Annotated in this window: 12 protein-coding genes; 4 read left to right on the forward strand and 8 right to left on the reverse strand. The window is 71.6% G+C overall.

The annotated features are described in order from the left end of the window. Positions 1-11: 11 nt before the first annotated feature. From H5965_RS06490 to H5965_RS06505, 4 genes are read right to left on the reverse strand one after another with little or no spacing between them, the layout of a single operon-like run. Positions 12-2,255, reverse strand: coding sequence for an ADP-ribosylglycohydrolase family protein (locus tag H5965_RS06490; protein ID WP_310968367.1), 2,244 nt, complete (start codon positions 2,253-2,255; stop codon positions 12-14). Continuing rightward, positions 2,256-3,671, reverse strand: coding sequence for a TNT domain-containing protein (locus H5965_RS06495; protein ID WP_396136867.1), 1,416 nt, complete (start codon positions 3,669-3,671; stop codon positions 2,256-2,258). Continuing rightward, entirely contained in the window at positions 3,668-4,105 is a 438-nt protein-coding gene (locus H5965_RS06500; protein WP_310968369.1) for a hypothetical protein, read from the reverse strand. The genes H5965_RS06495 and H5965_RS06500 overlap by 4 nt, the downstream gene beginning before the upstream one ends. Beyond that, positions 4,102-8,721 (reverse strand): toxin glutamine deamidase domain-containing protein, encoded by a 4,620-nt coding sequence (locus tag H5965_RS06505; protein ID WP_310968370.1) that lies wholly within the window; start codon positions 8,719-8,721, stop codon positions 4,102-4,104. Before H5965_RS06505 ends, H5965_RS06500 begins: the two co-directional genes overlap by 4 nt. A gap of 2,506 nt (positions 8,722-11,227) precedes the next feature. Between H5965_RS06505 and H5965_RS06510 the strand changes: the two genes are divergently transcribed. Further along, positions 11,228-11,524 (forward strand): hypothetical protein, encoded by a 297-nt coding sequence (locus H5965_RS06510; protein WP_310968371.1) that lies wholly within the window; start codon positions 11,228-11,230, stop codon positions 11,522-11,524. 248 nt (positions 11,525-11,772) lie between these two features. Here H5965_RS06510 and H5965_RS06515 read toward each other — a convergent pair whose 3' ends face one another. The 3 genes from H5965_RS06515 to H5965_RS06525 all read right to left on the reverse strand — a co-directional run bounded on the left by H5965_RS06515 (position 11,773) and on the right by H5965_RS06525 (position 14,070). Continuing rightward, on the reverse strand, positions 11,773-12,096 hold the full coding sequence (locus tag H5965_RS06515) for a WXG100 family type VII secretion target (RefSeq protein WP_310968372.1): 324 nt from the start codon (positions 12,094-12,096) through the stop codon (positions 11,773-11,775). After that, complete coding sequence (locus H5965_RS06520) at positions 12,096-12,686, reverse strand: YbaB/EbfC family nucleoid-associated protein (protein ID WP_310968373.1); 591 nt, start codon at positions 12,684-12,686, stop codon at positions 12,096-12,098. Before H5965_RS06520 ends, H5965_RS06515 begins: the two co-directional genes overlap by 1 nt. Before the next feature lie 91 nt (positions 12,687-12,777). Continuing rightward, a complete protein-coding gene (locus H5965_RS06525; protein ID WP_310968374.1) occupies positions 12,778-14,070 on the reverse strand; it encodes an MFS transporter in 1,293 nt (430 codons plus the stop codon). Positions 14,071-14,305: 235 nt separating this feature from the next. On the opposite strand from H5965_RS06525, the gene H5965_RS06530 reads away from it, so the two are divergent. Then, a complete protein-coding gene (locus H5965_RS06530) occupies positions 14,306-14,887 on the forward strand; it encodes a YqgE/AlgH family protein (RefSeq protein WP_176173866.1) in 582 nt (193 codons plus the stop codon). On the opposite strand, the gene H5965_RS06535 is transcribed toward H5965_RS06530, so the two are convergent. After that, on the reverse strand, positions 14,884-15,303 hold the full coding sequence (locus H5965_RS06535; RefSeq protein ID WP_310968375.1) for an SdpI family protein: 420 nt from the start codon (positions 15,301-15,303) through the stop codon (positions 14,884-14,886). The genes H5965_RS06530 and H5965_RS06535 overlap by 4 nt on opposite strands. A gap of 66 nt (positions 15,304-15,369) precedes the next feature. On the opposite strand from H5965_RS06535, the gene H5965_RS06540 reads away from it, so the two are divergent. Together H5965_RS06540 and leuS are read left to right on the forward strand one after the other, a co-directional pair. Next, complete coding sequence (locus H5965_RS06540) at positions 15,370-16,530, forward strand: esterase-like activity of phytase family protein (RefSeq protein WP_310968376.1); 1,161 nt, start codon at positions 15,370-15,372, stop codon at positions 16,528-16,530. Between the two features lie 157 nt (positions 16,531-16,687). After that, a complete protein-coding gene (gene leuS / locus H5965_RS06545; protein WP_310968377.1) occupies positions 16,688-19,528 on the forward strand; it encodes a leucine--tRNA ligase in 2,841 nt (946 codons plus the stop codon). Positions 19,529-19,538 lie beyond the last annotated feature (10 nt).

Raw genomic sequence — 19,538 nt, forward strand, 5'->3', positions numbered from 1 at the left:
CCATCCTCGCGCTAATGCCGCGGGTACCGCTCGATCCAGACGTCGCCGAGCGCGCTGAGCGCCGAGTGCCGGTCGAAGTGCCAGTAGGCGTCCGAAGCGACGTTCTCGACCAGGTACCGCAGCTCCAGCTGGTCGACCCACTTCTGCGGCAGCCCGGGGATCCCGGTGCGCGCCCCGAGCAGCGCCCCGGCGATCGCCCCGGTGAGCGCGCTGCGGCCGGAGTGGTTGACCGCGCGAAGCAGCGCCTGCTCCGGGTAATTCTCGAAGCCCGACAACGCGGCGAAGGCGCGTCCGAGCACCGACAGCGTCGTCTTGCCGTCGCCGATCAGCTCGGGCATCCGCAGGTCGGGTAGCCCGTGCTCGCCGAAGAACGGCACCGACTCGGCGACCAGGTCCTTGATCGCCGTCCACTCCGGGCCCTGCTGGAACTGGTTGTCCGGGTTGAGCACCTCGCGGCTGGTGTTCCAGATCGGGAAGCTGAACGCCTCCTTGGTCAGCGCGTGCTCGAACAGCCAGGTCAGGTAGGTCGCGGCGGTCAGGTCCTGCTCGTCGGGGTGGGTGACGCCGGCCAGCTCGCGCACCGCCTGCCGCGCTCCGCCGCTGAGCCCGCTGCCGGGGCCGGCCATCGTCAGCGCGGCGGGCAACGCGGGGATCAGCGCGGCCGGGCCGCTCATCGGCGGCGCACCGGCCGCCCCGGTCGCGAGCTGGTGGTAGGCGTTGAGCTCGGCGTCGTCGATGTCACGCCGGGCGTGCAGGTCCGGGACCTGCACGAGCCAGCCGTCGATGGCGTCCATCGGCGCGCCCTGGGTGCGCAGCCAGCGCTGCAGCGCCCCGCGGACGACGTCCGGGAAGAGCTGCTCGGCTTCGCGGGATTCCGGCTGCTCGCGGTGCGGGCTGCGGATGACGGCCTCGGTGTAGAAGAGCAGCCGCTGCGTCAGCGAGCCGATCCGGCCGGGCTGGTCGTACGCCGGGATCAGGTCGGTGACGCCCTCGATGCCGAACTTCGCGTGGATGTCGTGCAGCATCATCCGGTCGACGGCCGCGCCGAGGGCCTCGCCGAGCGCGAAGCCGACGTACGCGCCCGTGACGCGCTGCCAGCCGTAACGGAAGCCGTCGAGGTCGCGCTCGAAGTACTTGCCGAACGTGTCGAGCCGCGGGACCGTGCGGCCGGCGTTGTCGTACGCCGGGGCCAGGCCGTTCGCGCGCAGGTCGTTGGGCTTGCTGCGCGGCGGCTCCGGCATGTTCAGCCGCTTCAGCCAGGACTCGCCGAGCACGGTCTTCGCGCACTCCTCGGCGGTCAGCTCGAAGCCGCGCCGCCGGGCCTTCTCGGCCGCCAGGAGCGGCGGTTTCACCGGATCCGGCAGGCCCATCCGGGACGCGGTTTCGGTGGCGACCCGGACGAGGTCCTCCTCGGCCTCCGGGCAGCGGCCGTGCACGTCGATGCGCGGCTCGTGGCGCGGGAACCGCTGGACGATCTCCGCGAGCTCGCCGCTGGAGACGTCCTCGATGGTCGTCGGGCCGCCGTTGATGACCAGGTTCGGCGGGTGCTCGAACTCGGCGAGCGTGGCGACGTCGACCTTCCACCAGCCGTGCTCGCGCGAAGGCAGGTGCCGGGTCGAGCTGAACACCTTGAGCTCGTTGCGCTCTTCGGCGAAGTAGAACCGGTCGGTCTTGCCGGTCTCCAGGTCGAGCGGGACGTACACCTCGCACCGGATCAGCCCGATGAGCAGCAGTTCCCGGGTCAGCCAGCCGACGCTGCCGAACGACAGCAGCGTCTCCAGGGTGTTCTCCGGCTTCGGGTAGCCGCGGCGGATCGGCCCGGCCTTGTACTCGGGGTTCTCGCGCTCCTCGCCGGTCTGGTTGCCGTCGGCGTCGACCTTCACCCAGCCCGCGACGGCCTGCAGCGGCACGCCCAGCTCACCGAGCCCGGCCTTGACGTACTCGGGGTCGACGACCTCGCGCCAGTTCTCCTGGCCGGGGAACGCCACCGGCACGGACAGCCCGCCGGGGTGCGGGTGCGCCTGGCGCAGCTCGCCGTCCGGCTCGCGGACGACGACCGACGGCGGCGGGAAGATCTCCTTCTCCGGCCGGCCCTCGTCGAGGAACGCGATGGTGTTGTAGGGCACCGACCAGCCCTCGGGGATGCGCAGCACCTTCTCGGTGTCCACCCGCAGCCCGGCGGGGCCGGAGACGTCCGGGCCGTGCACCGCGCGCAGCCACTGGCCGACCTTGGCAATCGCTTCCGCCGCTTCCACCTACTCGATCCTCTCCAGGCTTCCGTCGGACTCGTGCTCGGCGATCGTCTTCGGCAGCACGAAGGCCACCGCGCCACCCGGCAGGTTCGCCCACGGGACCGTGATGCCGGTGATCACGTGCAGGGGGCGTCTGAGCCGGTAGCTCCGCCGCACCCGCTCGCGTTCGAGCGGCAGCGACGTCGTGGCGAACCGTACCTCGCCGTGGTGAACGAGATTGCCCGGTTCCTCGCCGAACCGCAGAACGACCGTACCCGCCACCAGCCTGGTGATGCGCTTGTTGCGGAGCAGGGTGAGGGGAGGCTCACCCGGCGCCGGGTGCACCGGCCAGTCGTCGAGCTCCTTCGCGGTTTCCAGCGGCGTTTCGTGCCCGGCGGTCATCCGGGCGGGGTGCAGCAGCAACGCGCCCAGCAGCTGCTGCGCGGCGTACTCGAGCCGGGCGAAGTACTTCGGCTCGCGAGGCTTCCCGCCGGTGTACGCGGCGACCTCCCAGCCGTCGGGCGTGTAGTTGAGGCACCAGGCGCCGTCGGCGCGCTCGCCGACCCGGTACGCCTCCGGCCACACCCCGTGTTCGCCGAGCCGCTGCACCAGCACGGTCAGCAGCTCTTCGTCGTCGAGCTGCGGGTCCGGCGTGGTCTCCAGCTCGGCGACGACGTCCCCGGCGGTCTTCTTCACGTCGGCGCGGCCCGGCTTCGGCCGCGGCTTGCCCAGCAGGTCCGCCTCGGCCGTCCGCCGGACCAGCGGCTCGACGTACGGCGGCTGGAAGTGGTGCCGGCGGATGTGCGCGACGAGGTCGGGCTCCGGCGGCACGCCGTGCTTCGCGAGCAGCAGCGGGACGGCGTCGGACCAGATCCAGGTGCCGTCGGTGTGGAAGCGCTCGTCCTCGGTCTCGTGCACGACGGCCTCGCGCTCGAGGTACTGGAGCACGAGCGGGACCTCGGTGTCGGTCAGCGGCGGCCGCTCGACGTCCGGGCCGCCGACGTCGGCGTGCCGGAACACCACGCCCAGCGGCAACTGTGCGCGCAGCCGCCACCAGTCCGGGATGTGCTCGTCGGCCCGCGGGAACGCGGCGAGCTCCTCCGGCCAGGCGGCCGGCTCGGGTGCCTCGGTCCACACCGGATCGTCGTCGAGCGCGAAGTCGAAGTCGAAGCTGCCGTCGGGGTTCAAGGCGAACCGCGCCTGCAGCCAGGTGCCGCGGCCTTCGGTGTACATCCCGGCCCGCAGCTCGGTGAAGATGCCGGCCAGCTCGTCCGGTACCGCCGTGTTGTGGCCCGCGGTCTCGGTGTGCTTCCCGACCTGCCGGAAGTCGGCGACGGCGGGCACCTCGGCGTTGACGCGATGCTCGCGCACGAGCTTTCCCAGGCGCACCAGGAGAGTGCGCTGCTCGTCAGCTGAAAGTCGATGTTCCACGTGAATCATTGCGCCAACGTCGAGGTGTAGCCGAAGGTCGGCGGCTCGCCGGCGTCGAGACGCGCGAACTCGTCCTCCCACATCCGGAAAGTACGGCGGTACAGCGAAACCTTGAGCGCGGCCTCCTCGCGGCTGAGCGGTCGCCCCTCCTCGCGGGCCACCGAGTGCATGGCGCTGATCGTGTCGTAGAGGGCGAAAATCGGTCCCCCGCCGCGGAGGTAGTCCCGTCGCAGGTCTTCGGTGCGGATGACGAACTGCTGCTCGGTCAGCGTCCCGATGTCCCCGGCCTGCGCGAACAGGACGTCGTCGATCTTGTCGTTGTCCTCGACGAACCGCCCGGTCCGCAGGCTCAGGATGGAGCCGGCCAGCCCGCCGTCGGCCGTCTTGTCGAGCCGGTACGGGCTGTCGTGGTGCCGGAAGTACGCCGGCGTCTCGATCGTCATTGCTCGGGCCTCTTGTTCAGCGCTTCCCAGAACTTCTCCCGCTCCCGCTTCAGCAGGGCGTTGATCAGGGCCTGCTCTTCCACGGTGTACGGCCGCGGCCGCTTCTTCCCGGTCTCGGGGTCGGGTCCGGGGCCTTCGTCGACGGCCCGGGCCTTGATGTCCCGGCGGACCTCGTAGAGCGCGTGGTCGTAGGCAGAGACGGCGTCGACCGCCTTGAGGTGCAACCGGAACTCGGCGACGTGCCCGTCGATCCGGACCTTCATCTGCAGGTCGCTGTACCCGGCGGGCTGCGGTTTCACGAACCGGTCCTCGAACTCGACGATCTCGATGTCGTCGCGCGCCCGGATCTTCTCCAGGGCGGCGTAGAGCATCTCGATCCGGTCGAAGCGGACGATGCCACCGGCGATGTCGGTCAGCCGAGACGGGTCGCCGCCGTAGTTGGACTCGATCTTGTCCTCGGCGCGGCCCCGGCCCTTGAGCGTCTTGCGCAGGTCCGGCTCGCCTTCGGTCTCGGCCGCGATCTCCGGCACGACCTCGCGCAGCTTCGCCATCGCGACCTCCGCGCGTTCGTAGACACCGTCCAGGTACTTCTTGAACTCCGTCGCGTTGCCGAGGTGTTCCCGCGGGTAGGGCGGCTGACGGCGGTCGGCGTCCTCGTACCGGGCGTTGTCCGCGGTCGCTTCCCCGGACAGCCGCCGCTCGGTCTCGCCCAGCTCGAGGCGCTGGGGTTCCGCGGGGATCTCCTCCGGGAGCGTGCCGTGCTCCCGCTGCTCGTGGACGTCCCGCAGGGAGTCCTCGAAGATCCGCACGGCCTCGTCGTGCGCGAGCAGGTTGCCCAGCGCGAGCGGCCGCTTGGCCAGCGAGTCGGCGATGTAGGCGTTGGCCTCGTCGCTCAGCAGCCGGACCAGCTCGGGCCGGTTCGGCAGCTGCGCTTCGAGGTAGTCCTTGAGCGGGCCGAGGTCGTGGGCGCGGCCGAGCTCGTCCTTGGCTTCGACGTGCGCGTTCGCCAGGTCCGGGTGGGCCAGCGCGGCCTGGAGGTCTTCGCGGCCGAGGAAGCGGTCCGCGCCCACCGGCTCCGCGGCCCCGTAGCCTCCGTGCGCCTCGTGCTCGGTCTGACTGTGCTCGGTTTGGGCGTGCACCTCGTCCGGCGTGCCGATGTGCATCAGCTTGACGCTGGTCGCGGGCTGCGGCAGGTGCATCAGGTCGCCGGACTGCGGGTCGATGAACGCGACCCCTTCGCGGGTGTGCACGACCATCGCCACGTGCCCGTACTCGACGCCGTTCGGGCCCGGGTACTTCACCGCGACCACGGCGTGGTGGTCCAGCGGCTTGTCCCGCATCTCGCGGATGACGTCGTCGTAGCTGCCGCGCTCGGAGAAGGTCTCCCCGAACCGGCCCTCGAGGTGTTCGAGCGTGCCGCGGCTGCCCATTTCGTGCGGCAGGATCGGCTCGGCCGTCATGTCGCCGCCGCGCTGCCGGTCCATGTAGGCCTCGGGACCCCGGGTGCAGTTCGTCAGGTAGCCGTTTTCGAAGGCGCCCGGTTGGTGGAAGCCCGGGTTGACGTCGCGCAGGTGCGGGTGGCGGTCGTGGACGTAGGCCGCGCGCTCGGACGGCGTCGTCCCGCCGGCGTGGATGGCGGGTTCGGCGGGCGGGTTGGTGGCGCGGGCCAGCCGCGAGTAGTCGTGCACCGACACCGGGGGCGGCGGCGGTGCCGCGGGAGCGTCCTGGACGTCGTGGACCGACTGGTGCTCCGGCTGCGGCGTGACGTGCTCCGGCTCGCCGAGGCCGCCGAGCCGTTCCATGATCGCGGCCTGCTTGCGGCGCTGGAACTCGGCCGCGTTGTGGTCGTTCTCGGCGCGGCGCTCGGCCATCTTCTCGCGCGCCGCCTCGGGTTCGAGGTAGCGCGGGTGGCCGGGCCCGATCTCCTCGGCCACGATGACCCACTTGCGGCGGCCGTCCGGCCCGATCTCCAGCCGCTTCTCGTGCACCAGGAGCTGCGTCCCGGGCGGCGACAGCGATTCGCGCTCGCCCGGGTTCTCGGCGAGCTTCGAGATGTCGCGCAGGTTGTCCGACCGGACGTGCAGCTCGATGTCGTCGCCGAACTTCGACGTCGAGAACTCGTCGGTCTTGATCGACGCGCTGGAGAACGCGGGCTCGACGATCACCGAGCCCGGCTCGTACGGCTTGGCGACCATGTCCGCGAGATGCGGGTCGCCGCCGACGTCGTAGGCGCGGATGGTCTCGCCGGACTCGGGCGTGATCTGGTTGAGGCCGTCCATGATCGCGCGCGTGTTCTGCTGCGCGAGGTCGAAGCCGGGGTGGCCGGGCCCGCGGCGCAGGGCCTCGTTGACGTCGTAGGCGTACTCGCCGCGGGTGTAGCCGTGCAGCGCGACGGCACCCTCGTCGGTGACCGGCAGCCCGGCGGCGTCCCGGCGGGCCAGCGCGCGGTCGTGGACCTGCTGGTAGATGTCCTCGTCGCCGACCGCCCGGCGGATGCTCTCGTGGTCGGCCGGGATGCCGCGGTGCTCGCGGTCGAAGAGGTAGCCCTCGTCGTGCACGACGCGTTCGGACGGCGGGTTGAGCCGGTCGCTGATCGGCGCGCTCTCGACGACGTGGTGCGGCGGAGCGTCCCCGCCGCCGAGCGGCAGGGTGTGGATCCCGGTAGCGTCGTGCGGCAGTTCGGCGAGCCGCCCGGTGACGGGGTCGGCGAAGAGCACCCCGTGCTCGGTGTGCACGCCGGCGATGAGCCGCGACTCCCCGTTCGGCAGCTCGAAGGCCACGGCGGTCCGCGCGCCGACGGGACGTTCGCCGAGGTCACGGGCGACGTCGTCGAAGCTGCCGCGGCTGTCCCACGGCCCACCGAACTGTTCGCCCAGGCCCTCCTGCCGAGCCGGGCCGGCCACGACGTCCTCGCCGTTCATCCGCCGATCGAAGGCGGCCATCGATTCGGCGGCGTTGGTCCGGTAACCGTTCTCGAGGCCGTCCGGGCTGTAGTGGTTGCGGGTGTTGACCGCACCGAGCTCGGGAACGGCGTCCCGCACGAGGCGAGCGTGCTGCTGCGGCGTCTCGACGGACCCGGCGTGCAGCACGGGCTGACCGCCCGGAGTGAGCGGTTCGGCGAGCTGCGCCCACCCCCCTTCCGGCTCCCCGGTGGCGGGCGGCCGGCGTTCGGGCAGCGGTTCGGCACCCGGGGGGTCGAAGGCGTTGAGCTTGCTGGCCAGATCACCGCTCGGTTTGTATTCGGGGTGCTCGGCGTAGAACTGCTCGAGCTCTTCGTCGGCTTCGCGCTGCCGGCGTGCTTCGTCGGCGCGTTCCTCGGCCCGGCGCTGCTCGATCGCCTCGCGGGCATCGGCCTCACCGAGGTGTCCCGGCTCCCCGGGCGCGACCTCTTCGGCGTGCACGATGTAGTGCGGCTCGCCGGGCTGACGCGGGTTGGCGTTGGGGTGCCCGGGGCCTTCTTCGATGCCGGTGATCTTGAACTGCGTCCCGGCCTTGAAGAGGACTTCGTGCTCGTCCTTGATGCTGGCCAGGTCCTCGACGTCCCGCCCGGTCTTGGACTGGATCCGCATCTCGACTTCGCCGGGGAACTTGCTGCGCGGGTGCTGCGCGTCGACCTTCGAGGAGCTGAGGAACGACGGTTCGGTGATGTGCGCACCGTCGTGGAACCGGGCGAGGAAGGCTTGCAGCCGCGAGAGATCGCCCTTGAAGTCGACCCGCCGCGAAACGACCCCTTCGTGCGGCGGGAGCTCGTTCAGCCCGGAGACCAGCGCGGCGGCCTGCGGGGCGAGGTGCGGAAGCTCGGGCCCGCCCATCCGGAGGGCGTGGTTGAGCGGGCCGACCATCTCGTACCGGGTGTAGGCGTGCACGGCAACGGCCCCGGCATCGGACATGCCGGGATGGGCGAGGTCCCGCTTGGCGAGCGCCTCCCGCCGGACCTGTTCGTGCCGCCACTCGCCATCGACCCGGCTGTGGTGCGCGGAGTCCATGAAGGTGTCCTCGATCCGCCTGATTCCGGCGGGATCGTCGGTGTGGAATCGAGGATCGGTGAGATAGGGCTCGTCCAGGCCGTAGTCGTGAGCTGCGGACGGTTCTTGGCCGGAGGTCACCGGCTCGGCGCCCCCGGCGGTGGCTTGCTCGCTGGGCCGCTCGTGAGCTCCTGCGTCCTGTGGTTCGCCTGCGTGGTCCTGCCCGGGCGCGTGCGGTTCGTCGGAGGCCTGCTCTGCCGACCGCTCGTGCCCGGCGGCAGTGTCGTCGATCGGCCGTTCTTGGGCGGTCGTGCTGTGCTCGGCCGTGGACGAGCTTTCGTCGGCGGGTCGTTCGTCCCCGGCCGTCCGCTGTTCGGCGGCCGGGGCCCGTTCGTCGGCGCGCTCCTGCCCGGGTGCGTGCTGGTCCGTCCGCTCGTCGGCGGGCTGCTCGGCGGGGCGTTCCCGGGCAGGCTCGCGCTCGGCCGTGGGCGAGCTTCCGTCCGCGGGCCGACCGTCAGCGGGCGTCCGCTGGTCGCCAGGGGTGCCGGGCTGCGTCTGCTCGGCGGGCGCAGGCGTACGCGAATCCGGCCGTTCAGCGACCGGCCTCTCCCGCACCGGCGACTGCTCGCCCACCGGCGACTGCTCACCCATCGGCTGCGGCGTGTGCTCGGCCGGCCGCGGCTGCTCCCCCGTCCGCGGCGGTTCGAACGGCCCCCGCGGCGGCAGGTGCTCCGGAGGCGGCCCGAACCGAGGCGGCGGAACCTGAGGCGGCCCAGCAGGCCGAACCGGCCCCAGCCGAGGATCATGCGGCGGCCGTCCCGGCGGCGGCGGCATCGGCGGCCGCCCACCCGGGTGCGGCCCGGGCCCCTGCGGACCCCGAGGCTGATGCGGATACCCAGCCGGCCGCTGCCCACCCTGAGGCGGCACCCGCCGCGGATCCTGAGGAGGCACCCCACCCTGCGGCCCCTGCCCGCCCCCATGAATCGGACGCCCCCCAGCCGGCAAGGAAGGCGGCCCACCCTGAGAACCAGGCGAACCCGAATGCGGCGGCAAACCGCCCTGCCCCCCAAGCGGCGCCTGCCCCCCATGAAGCGGCGGCCCACCGGCTTGACCCGCCGGCCCGCCGTGCGGCGATTGCCCACCGGGCTGACTCGCCGGCCCGCCGGGTGTCGGCTGCCCACCGGGCTGCGCCCCGTGAAGTGGCTGTGCACCGGGCTGACTCGCCGGCCCGCCGAGCGGCGATTGCCCGCCAGGCTGCGCCCCGTGAAGCGGCTGTGCACCGAGCTGACCCGTCGGCCCGCCAAGCGGCGGCTGTGCACCGGGCTGTCCCCCATGCGGTGGCTGCCCACCGGATTGAAGCGGCTGCCCACCGAGCGGCGGCTGACCGCCCGGCTGCCTTCCGTGCTGCGGCTGTGCACCGGGGTGAGCCGGCGGCGCGCCGTGCCGAGGTGCCTGCCCGTTGAACGGCGGTTGCCCACCCGGCTGCGCCCCGTGAAGCGGCTGACCGCCGGATGGCACCGGCGGCCCACCGTGCCTGGGCTGGGCACCCGCCTGTACCCCGTGCCGCGGTTGAGCGGTCTGCCCACCGTGCGGCGGTTGCCCACCCGGCTGCGTGACGTGCTGAGGCTGGCCACCCGGTTGCGGGCCGTGCGGCGGTGGGGCGGGCTGCCCGCCGTGCGGTGGCTGTCCACCGGACTGAAGCGGCTGCCCGCCGTGCGGCGGCTGGCCACCGAGTTGCGGCCGGCCGCCTTGCGGGGGCTGGCCCCCTGGGCGATACCCACTCGGCGGCTGACCGCCCTGCAGCATCCGGCGGGGGTCCGGCGGCGGAACCCGTCGTGGTTGGTCGCCGGCCGGCGACCCGGATGGCCGCGGACCGGGGCCGCCCACTCCGCCACCGTTCGGCAGCCCACCCGGCGGTGGGGGCGTGAAACCAGCCGGTGGGGGTGCCTGCTGCGGCGACGGTCCGTTCGGGAACGGCCCCCCATCCGCCGCGAACGGCTGGCTCGGGCCGCCGGTGAAGCCGGCCGCTCCGACGTTGTCCTGGGGACGTCCGCCGCTCTGGCGGCCCGGCTCCGGGGCGAAGCCAGGCTGGGCCATTCCGTAGCCGCCCTGGGGTGACGTGCCTGCCGGCGATGGGTGGCTCGGGGCCGGTGCCTCGCGGTGCTCCGGCTGCTGGTCCACGCTCGGCCGGGACGCCTCCGGTGCGCGGTGCTCGGCGGCCGGCGGCGACGCGGCCGGTTGCGACGCGGCCGGCTGACTCTCCGCGCGCTGCGGCGGGCCGGGCTCCCGCCGGACCTCCGGCTCGGCCGCCGTCCGCGCTTCCGGCGACGATGGCGGTGCCTCGCGCCGAGGTTCGTCGACGCGTGATTCCGATGCCGTCTCGTGGCGTGGTTGCTCGCGTTCCGCGGGGGATGCCGAGGAGGTTTCGCGGCGAGGTTCTTCACCTCGCGACTCCGGCGCGGATGCCGCCTCGTGGCGTGGTTGCTCGCTGCGCGTCTCGGGTTCGCCCGAGGCTTCCCGACGCGTTTCCGGCGCCGAGGAGGCATCCTGCCGAGGCTCCTCACCTCGCGACTCCGGCTCGGAGGCACTCTCACGACGCGACTCAGGCTCCGACGAAGACTCGCCCCGAGACTCAGACTCCGAAGCGGACCGAGACTCAGGCTCCGAACCCGACCGAGACTCCGACCCACCGGACCCACCCGAGTCCCCATCCGCGTCCGCCCGCGGAATGTTCGCCTCGTGAACCGAGTGCAGCTGCTCCTTCGCGCCCCCGACGGCGCCCCCGACAGCCCCGCTCGAAGCGCCCATCAGCAGCTGCTCCGGCGTCAACGACCCCAGATCCCCGGTCACCGCCGCCTGGCCGACGGTCTGCGCCACGCCCTCGACCGCGCCCCGCGCCCCGGCCCGCATCGCCGCGTCCGCGACCTGGCCGCTCGCGCTGTGCGAAAGCCCCTCCGTCGCCCCGCGGCCGATCGATCCCGATGCCGCTCCCACGACGCCGCCGACCGCTCCCGAGATCGCCGCGTCCGAGGTCTTCGACCAGTCCCAGTCCTTGCGGTCACCCTTCGCCATCTGCAGGCCCTGGATGCCCGCGTCCATGCCGAGGTTGATCGCCTCGTTCTTGAGGATCTCCATCCCGATCTTCTTGAGACCCTGCTTGAGCAGCTTTTCCAGCAGCTCCTTCGCGACCTGCTTGAACCCCTGCTGCGCCAGCTTCTCCAGCAGCTGCCGGAACAGCATCTGCACGGTCATCCGGGTCGCGATCTGGGCCGGCGCGATCCCCGCCGTCGAGCCGCCGAACGTCACCGCCGCCGCCGCGATCATCGCCGCGATCTGGGCCGCCAGGACGATCAGGGAAATGATGATCATGTACTTCGTGTACTCGACGTCCAACGCCGTCTGGTCACACGAATCACCCAGGGCCTTCGCCGCGTCGGCCAGTTGCTTGAAGTAGGCCTCGTCGCCCTCGACGAACTTCTTCCACTGCTCCGCGAACGCGTCGGCGCCGTCACCCGTCCAGTTGTCGCGGATGCCGGACGCCGCCTGGTTGCCCGTCTCGGACACCGGCCCGATCGCCGACGACGCCGTGTGCCACGCGTCCCGCAGCGCGCGCAGCTTCGTCTCGTCGCCTTCGGGCCAGCTCTCCCCGACGACGATCGGCAGCAGCCACTTGACCGCGTCGGGCATCTCCATACCCACGCGTCATTGCCCCTTGCCGAGCTGGGACGTCACGTCTTCGTCGGCCCCCGAAAGGGCCTTCATCGACCTGGCGACGTTCTGCTGCATCCCCCGCAAGCCCGCGACGAGGTTGGTGAAGCCTTCGACGGCGCCCTGCGCGCCCGGCACGTAGTCCTTGGCGAACTCCTTGCCGGACTCGTCGCCGCCCCAGCACTCGCCCTGCGCGGCGAGCGCGGACTGCAGCGCCTTCGCCGCGTTGTCGAGCGCGTCGGCCGCCGTCACCAGGCCGTTCGACGCGCGGACGACCGCGTCCGGCTCCGCGGTGAACCCGGAACCCCCGTCCGGCATCAGTCGCCCCTCGTCATCCAGGACGACGGTGGCTCCTCGTCGTCGTCACGCGGGGGGCGGACGCGCTTGGGAGCGGGTTTCGGGGCCGGCATCGGCGGCGCCTGCTCGTTGCGCAGGATCGAGCCGCCGTCTTCGAACGACTCGGGCCGCGGGGCGGGCGGCGGTTCCTCGTCCAGGAACTCCGGGATCGGCGGCACCAGCCCGGCCAGCGAAGGCGCACCCTCGACCAGGTCGGACAGGTCGGGCAGCCCCTCGGTGATCGGCGCCATCAGGTCCGCGATCTTCTGCTTGACCTGCAACGATCCCTGCCGCACCAGCGACTGGACGGTGTTCGCGAGCTGCGCGGGCGTCGTGCGCTCGAAGGTGTTCGGGGCGAATTCGAGTTTCGCGAGGCTGCCGCCGGCGTCGATGGTGGCGCGGACCAGCCCGTCGGGGGAACTCACCTGGGCGGTGGTTTCGGCGGCCGCGGCCTGGGCGTCGCGCAGCTGCGCGGTCTGCCTCTCGAAGTTCTCCAGGAGGGTGTCCATCCGGTCCTTCATCGCGGCATTGCGTGCTTCGAGCTGCGCACGGTCGTCGCCCGCGGTGGTCACAGGTGCCCCCGGTGTCCCTCGAACCTACTAATGACTTGCCGTCACCCTAATGCCAATGGAGCAGTCCTCGTGACCAGTTCGGGTGTTTGCGTCAGCGAATCGCACGCCGCCGGGCGAGCGCGTACCCCGCTCCGCCGACGAGGTAGCAGACCGTCGCGGCGATGAGCAGGCCCGGCGAACGGCCGTCGTCCGGCACCACCAGTGCGCCCAGGGAAACCGCCGCGACCTGGGTGATGTTGAACAGCGTGTCGTACAGCGCGAACACCCGGCCGCGGGCTTCGTCCGCGACGTCGAGCTGGATCGACGAATCGACGCAGAGCTTGAGCACCTGCCCCGCGCCGGTGATCACGAACGACGCGGCCAGCGCGAGCGGCAGCAGCATCGGCAGGCCCAGCGCGGACTGGGCGATCGCCGCCAGCAGCAGCGACCCGAGCACCGCGCGCAGCCGCCCGAACCGGCGGATGAGCCGCGCGGTCAGCAGCCCGGCCAGCAGCAGCCCGGCTCCGGCGAGCACCGCCATCTGCCCGAGTCCGGGCAGGCCGGCGCGGAAGACGCCGTGGTCGGTGAAGTAATTGCGCATCAGGAGCACGGTGACCAGCAGCGACACCCCGAACGACGCCCGGTGGGCGAACAGCGCGATGAACCCGGCGGTGACACTGGGCGCGCGCCACGCGTGCCGGGCACCGTCCGCCAGCCCGCGCGCGACGGCGAGCACCGGGTTCGTCGGCTCGTCGACCACCGTCGGGCCGAGCACGCCGCGGGCGAAGCCACGCGCGATCAGCGCCGAGACCAGCGTGCCGAGCACCGCGAACGCCGTGGTCTCCGCCGAGCCGACGTCGTTGCTGCCGAACAGCGCCCGCAAGCCGATCGCGCAGCCGCCGCCGATGACGGCGACCACCGAACCGAGGGTCGTCGCGAAGGCGTTCGCCGTCACGACACTCTCTTCTTCCGCCACGTGCGGCAGGGAGGCCGAAAGCCCCGAACCGATGAAGCGGGAGATGCCTTCCGCGGCCAGGGCCAGCGAAAACAGGCCCAATCCGCCGAAGCCGAATCCGACGGCGGCGGACGCGCAGACGATCGCCAGCCCGCGCAGAAGGTTCGCGAAGATCAGGACTTTCCGCCGGTCCCAGCGGTCCAGCAGCGCGCCGGCGAACGGCCCGACGACCGAGTACGGCAGCAACAGCGCGGCGAACCCGCCCGCGATGGCCAGCGGGTCGGCGGCACGCTCGGGGTTGAAGAGGACAGCGCCCGCGAGGCCGGCGCGGAAGACGCCGTCGCCCCAGCTCGCGGCGAAGCGGGTGAAGAGCAGACGCCGGAAGTCCGGGTCCTTGAGCAGCTCCCGAGGGCCTCTTCGCGCGGTCGCCGTCCGGGCGCTGATCGTCACGGAGTCAAGGTTAAGGCCCGGTCGTGGGACGCAGGTCAAGAGATCTGGGTGGCCGGCACACTGAGGTCGCCTCTCGGCGGCTATGCGCAGTGTGGCTCCAGCCGGACGGTATTCCACAAAGGCGGTTCTTCAGTGAGCCCGGGGGACACGGAGTGCGCCGGCCACATGTTTCAAACGGGGCTCGTGGGGCGATTGTTCCCGAGCCGAAGTAATTCGCCGGGCCAGGGGTGGGATCATGGGTCGCGTGCCAGCGGACGCCGAGGTTGAACCGGGAACGCTCCTGGTCGCCGCCCCCACGATGGTCGACCCCAACTTCCGCCGGACCGTGGTGTTCGTCATCGACCACCGCGAAGAGGGCACGCTCGGCGTGGTCCTGAACCGGCCGAGCGACGTCGCGGTGCACGACGTGCTGCCGAACTGGGGCGGGCACGTCGCCGAGCCGCAGGCCGTGTTCGTCGGCGGTCCGGTCGAGAAGAAGACGGCGTTGTGCCTGGCCGCGCTGCGCACCGGCGAGACAGCGGCGAGCGTGCCGGGCGTGATCGCGGTCCGCGGCCCGGTCGCGCTGGTCGACCTGGACACCGACCCCGAGGCGCTGGTGCCGAAGGTCCGCGGCGTGCGCGTCTTCGCCGGGTACGCGGGCTGGGACTCGGGGCAGCTGGCCGGCGAGATCGAGCGCGACGACTGGGTCATCGTGCCCGCGTTGCCGAGCGACATCCTGGCCTCGCCGGACGGCGACCTGTGGAGCCAGGTCCTGCGCCGTCAAGGCATCCCGCTCGCGCTGCTGGCCACCCACCCGGGCGACCTCCAGCGGAATTAGGCGTCGTCCTTCTTGAAGACCCCGCAGCCGCCGGCGCCGCACGCGCAGCCGCTGCAGCCGGCCGGCGCCGCCGGCGCCGGGGCGGGCACGGTCAGCGCGGCCCGGTTGCCGAGCACGCCACCGCCCATGACCAGCACGAGCATCGCGAGCACGCCCGCGAGCGCGGCGGAGACCAGGCCACCGGTCGTCGGCATGGCCAGCCCGGCCAGCCCGGTGAGCACGGCGATCGCGCCCCCGGCCATGGTCGGCAGGCCCGCGACGCGGTTGGCCAGCTTGAACGCCTCTTCGCTGCGCAGCGCCGCTTCCGTGCGCACCCCGGTGCCGCCCTCGCGCGTCAAGCGCTCGCGGAACCCGAGGAACCCACCAAAACCGACGAGCAGACCCAGCACGACCGGAACCAGCGCGATAGCGAACACGGGGTCAAGGATAAGCGTGACGTCCCGGCAACCTGCCGGATACCCTGATCGACTGTGCTACAGGCCATGTCACCGCGTGTACTGCCGACCGTCCTGACCGCTGCCCTGATCGGGGGAATCCTCGCCGCGACCCCGGCGAGCGCCACCGAGAGTCACCAGCGGCCGATCCGGCTGCTCGGCGAAAAGATCGTCCCCAACGCCCTGCAGTTCCAGGGCACCACGGTCGGCGGCCTGTCCAGCATCGACTACGACCCCCGGACCGGCGGCTACGCGCTGATCTGCGACGACCGGTCGGCGATCAACCCCGCCCGCTTCTACACGGCGACGTTCCCGGTCACCGCCCACGGCGTCGGCGACGTCACCCTCACCGGCACGAAGCCGCTGCTGCGCCCGGACGGCACGCCGTACCCGCCGCTCGCGCAGAACGACCCGGCGAAGCCGCAGAACGAGCAGACGATCGACCCCGAAGAGCTGCGCGTCGACCCGTGGACCGGCGACTACTACTGGTCGCAGGAGGGCGAGCGGACGGCGACGACGCTGATCGACCCGTCGATCCGCGAGGCGCGCCGGGACGGCGAATACGTCCGCGACCTGCCGATTCCCGCCAACGAGAAGATGACGCCGACGGCCGGGCCGCGGCAGAACCTCGTCCTCGAGGGCATCACCTTCACCGGCTTCGGCGCGCTCCTGGCCAGCGAGGTCGAGGGCCCGCTCCTGCAGGACGGTCCCGAGCCGACGACGACCACCGGCGCGCTGTCGCGGATCACCCTGCAGTCGCGGTTCGGCCCGGTGCTGGCGCAGTACGCGTACCCGCAGGAGCCGATTTTCGCGTCACCGGTGCCCGCCGGCGCGTTCGCCACCACCGGCGTCTCGTCCATGCTGGCCGTCGACCAGGCCGACCCGACGAAGTTCCTGATGATGGAGCGCTCGTTCGTCACCGGCGTCGGCAACAAGGTGCGCGTCTACGAGATCGACACGAGCGGGGCGACGAACGTCCTGAATGTGAAGTCGCTGGCCGACGCCAAGCACGTCAAGCCGGTCAAGAAGCGGTTCCTCTTCGACGCCGCCGGCCTCGGCCTGTCCACTGTGGACAACCTGGAGGGGATGACCTGGGGGCCGAAGCTGCCGACCGGCGAGCGCAGCTTGATCTTGGTCAGCGACAACAACTTCTCCGCGACCCAGGTCACCCAGTTCGTCGCACTGGCGGTCCCCTCGGAACGGCTTTGACCAGCAAGTTACGATGAAGGTATGAACACGGCTCGGCTGCTCCTTAGCCTGCCGCGCTGACCGGGCCCGGCCCGGCCGGCGCGGCGACCCCTCATGCCCTGGTGGCTGAGGGGTCGAGTTGTTTCTGGAGTAGCTCGATACGCGAAGGAAGACGGCGATGACCGAGACAACAGGGACCGACGTCCCGGCGCACCGGTATACGGCCGCGCTGGCGGGTCAGATCGAGCAGCGGTGGCAGGACCACTGGGCCGACCAGGGCACCTTCCACGCGCCCAACCCCGTCGGGCCGCTCGCCGTCGAGGGGCAGCCGGTGCCCAGCGACAAGCTGTTCGTCCAGGACATGTTCCCGTACCCGTCGGGCTCCGGCCTGCACGTCGGGCACCCGCTGGGCTTCATCAGCACCGACGTCTTCGCCCGGTACCACCGGATGATCGGGCGGAACGTGCTGCACACGATGGGCTTCGACGCGTTCGGCCTGCCGGCCGAGCAGTACGCGGTCCAGACCGGGCAGCACCCGCGCAAGACGACCGAGGAGAACATCCGGACCTACCTGCGCCAGATCCGGCGCCTGGGCCTGGGCCACGACGAACGCCGTCGCATCTCCACGATCGACCCCGAGTACTACCGCTGGACGCAGTGGATCTTCCTGCAGATCTTCAACTCCTGGTACGACCCGGAGGCGGGCAAGGCGCGCCCGATCGCCGAGTTGGAGGCCGCCTTCGCCGACGGCACCCGGCCGACGCCGGACGGCCGTGACTGGGCGGCGCTGAGCGCGTCCGAGCGGAAGAAGGTGATCGACGACCACCGGCTGGTGTACATCTCCGAAGCGCCGGTCAACTGGTGCCCGGGCCTGGGCACGGTCCTGTCGAACGAAGAGGTCACCGCCGACGGCCGCAGCGAGCGCGGCAACTTCCCGGTCTTCCGCCGCAACCTGCGGCAGTGGATGATGCGGATCACCGCGTACGCCGACCGCCTGGTCGACGACCTGGACCTGCTGGACTGGCCGGAGAAGGTCAAGTCCATGCAGCGGAACTGGATCGGCCGCTCGCACGGCGCGCGCGTCACGTTCAAGACCGGCGAAGACGCGATCGAGGTCTTCACGACCCGGCCGGACACCCTGTTCGGCGCCACCTACATGGTGCTGGCGCCGGAGCACCCGCTGGTCGACAAGCTGACGGCCGCCGCTTGGCCGGAGGGCGTCGACGAGCGCTGGACCGGTGGCGCGGCAACGCCCGCCGAGGCCATCAAGGAGTACCGCGTCGCCGCGTCGCGGAAGTCCGAGCTGGACCGGCAGGAGAACAAGGAGAAGACCGGCGTCTTCACCGGCGCGTACGCGACGAACCCGGTCAACGACAAGCAGATCCCGATCTTCGTCGCCGACTACGTGCTGATGGGCTACGGCACCGGCGCGATCATGGCCGTCCCCGGCCAGGACGTCCGCGACTGGGAGTTCGCCGAGAAGTTCGGCCTGGACATCATCCGGACCGTGCAGCCGTCGGAAGGCTTCGAGGGCAAGGCGTACACGGGCGACGGTCCGGCGATCAACTCCGGCTTCCTGGACGGCATGGACGTCGCCGAGGCCAAGAAGACGATCATCGATTGGCTGTCGGAGAAGGGCGCCGGCACCGGGACCGTGCAGTACAAGCTGCGCGACTGGCTGTTCTCGCGCCAGCGGTACTGGGGCGAGCCGTTCCCGGTCGTCTACGACTCCGAGGGGGAAGTGCACGCCGTTCCCGAGTCGATGCTGCCGATCGAGCTGCCCGAGGTCGCCGACTACTCGCCGGTGACGTTCGACCCCGAGGACCGCGACTCGACGCCGTCGTCGCCGCTGGCGCGCGCGACGGACTGGGTCGAGGTCGAGCTGGACCTGGGCGACGGCGTCAAGAAGTACCGCCGCGACATCAACACGATGCCGAACTGGGCGGGTTCCTGCTGGTACCAGCTGCGCTACCTGGACCCGACGAACACCGAGACGTTCTGCGCGCCGGAAAACGAGCAGTACTGGATGGGCCCGCGGCCCGGCGAGTACGGCGCGGACGACACCGGCGGCGTCGACCTGTACGTCGGCGGCGTCGAGCACGCGGTGCTGCACCTGCTGTACTCGCGGTTCTGGCACAAGGTGCTGTTCGACCTGGGGCACGTGACGTCCAAGGAGCCGTACCGGAAGCTGTTCAACCAGGGCTACATCGAGGCGTACGCGTACACCGATTCGCGCGGTGTCTACGTCCCGGCCGAGCAGGTCGAGGAGCGCGACGGGAAGTACTTCTTCGAGGGCGAAGAGGTCACCCAGGAGTACGGCAAGATGGGCAAGAGCCTGAAGAACGTCGTCACGCCGGATGAGATGGCCGAGAACTACGGCGCCGACACCTTCCGGTTCTACGAGATGGCGATGGGCCCGCTGGCCATGTCCCGCCCCTGGGCGACGAAGGACGTCGTCGGCGCACACCGGTTCCTGCAGCGGCTGTGGCGCCTGGTCGTCGACGAGGCGACCGGCGAGCTGCGAGTGTCCACTGAGGACGCTTCGGAGGCGGACCGCAAGGTGCTGCACAAAACCATCGCCGGCGTCCGCGAGGACTACGCGGAGATGCGGTTCAACACGGCCGGCGCGAAGCTGATCGAGCTGAACAACCACGTCACGAAGGTGTACGGCGCGGCCGCGTCGACGCCGCGCGAGCTGGCCGAGCCGCTGGTGCTGATGCTGGCGCCGCTGGCCCCGCACCTGGCCGAGGAGCTGTGGCACCGGCTGGGCCACGCGGATTCGCTGGTGCAGGGCCCGTTCCCGGTGGTGGACGAGAAGTACCTGGTCGAGGACTCCGTCGAGTACCCGATCCAGGTCAACGGCAAGGTCCGCTCCCGGGTGACGGTGCCGGCTTCGGCGTCGCAGGACGAGGTCCAGGCGGCGGCGCTGGCGGACGAGAAGGTCGCGGCGATGGTCGGCGACGGCTCGCCTCGCAAGGTCATCGTGGTGCCAGGACGGCTGGTCAACATCGTCCTGTAGCGCGCTGTCC

This window comes from Amycolatopsis sp. 505, from assembly GCF_031625235.1.
Classification (GTDB): Bacteria; Actinomycetota; Actinomycetes; order Mycobacteriales; family Pseudonocardiaceae; genus Amycolatopsis.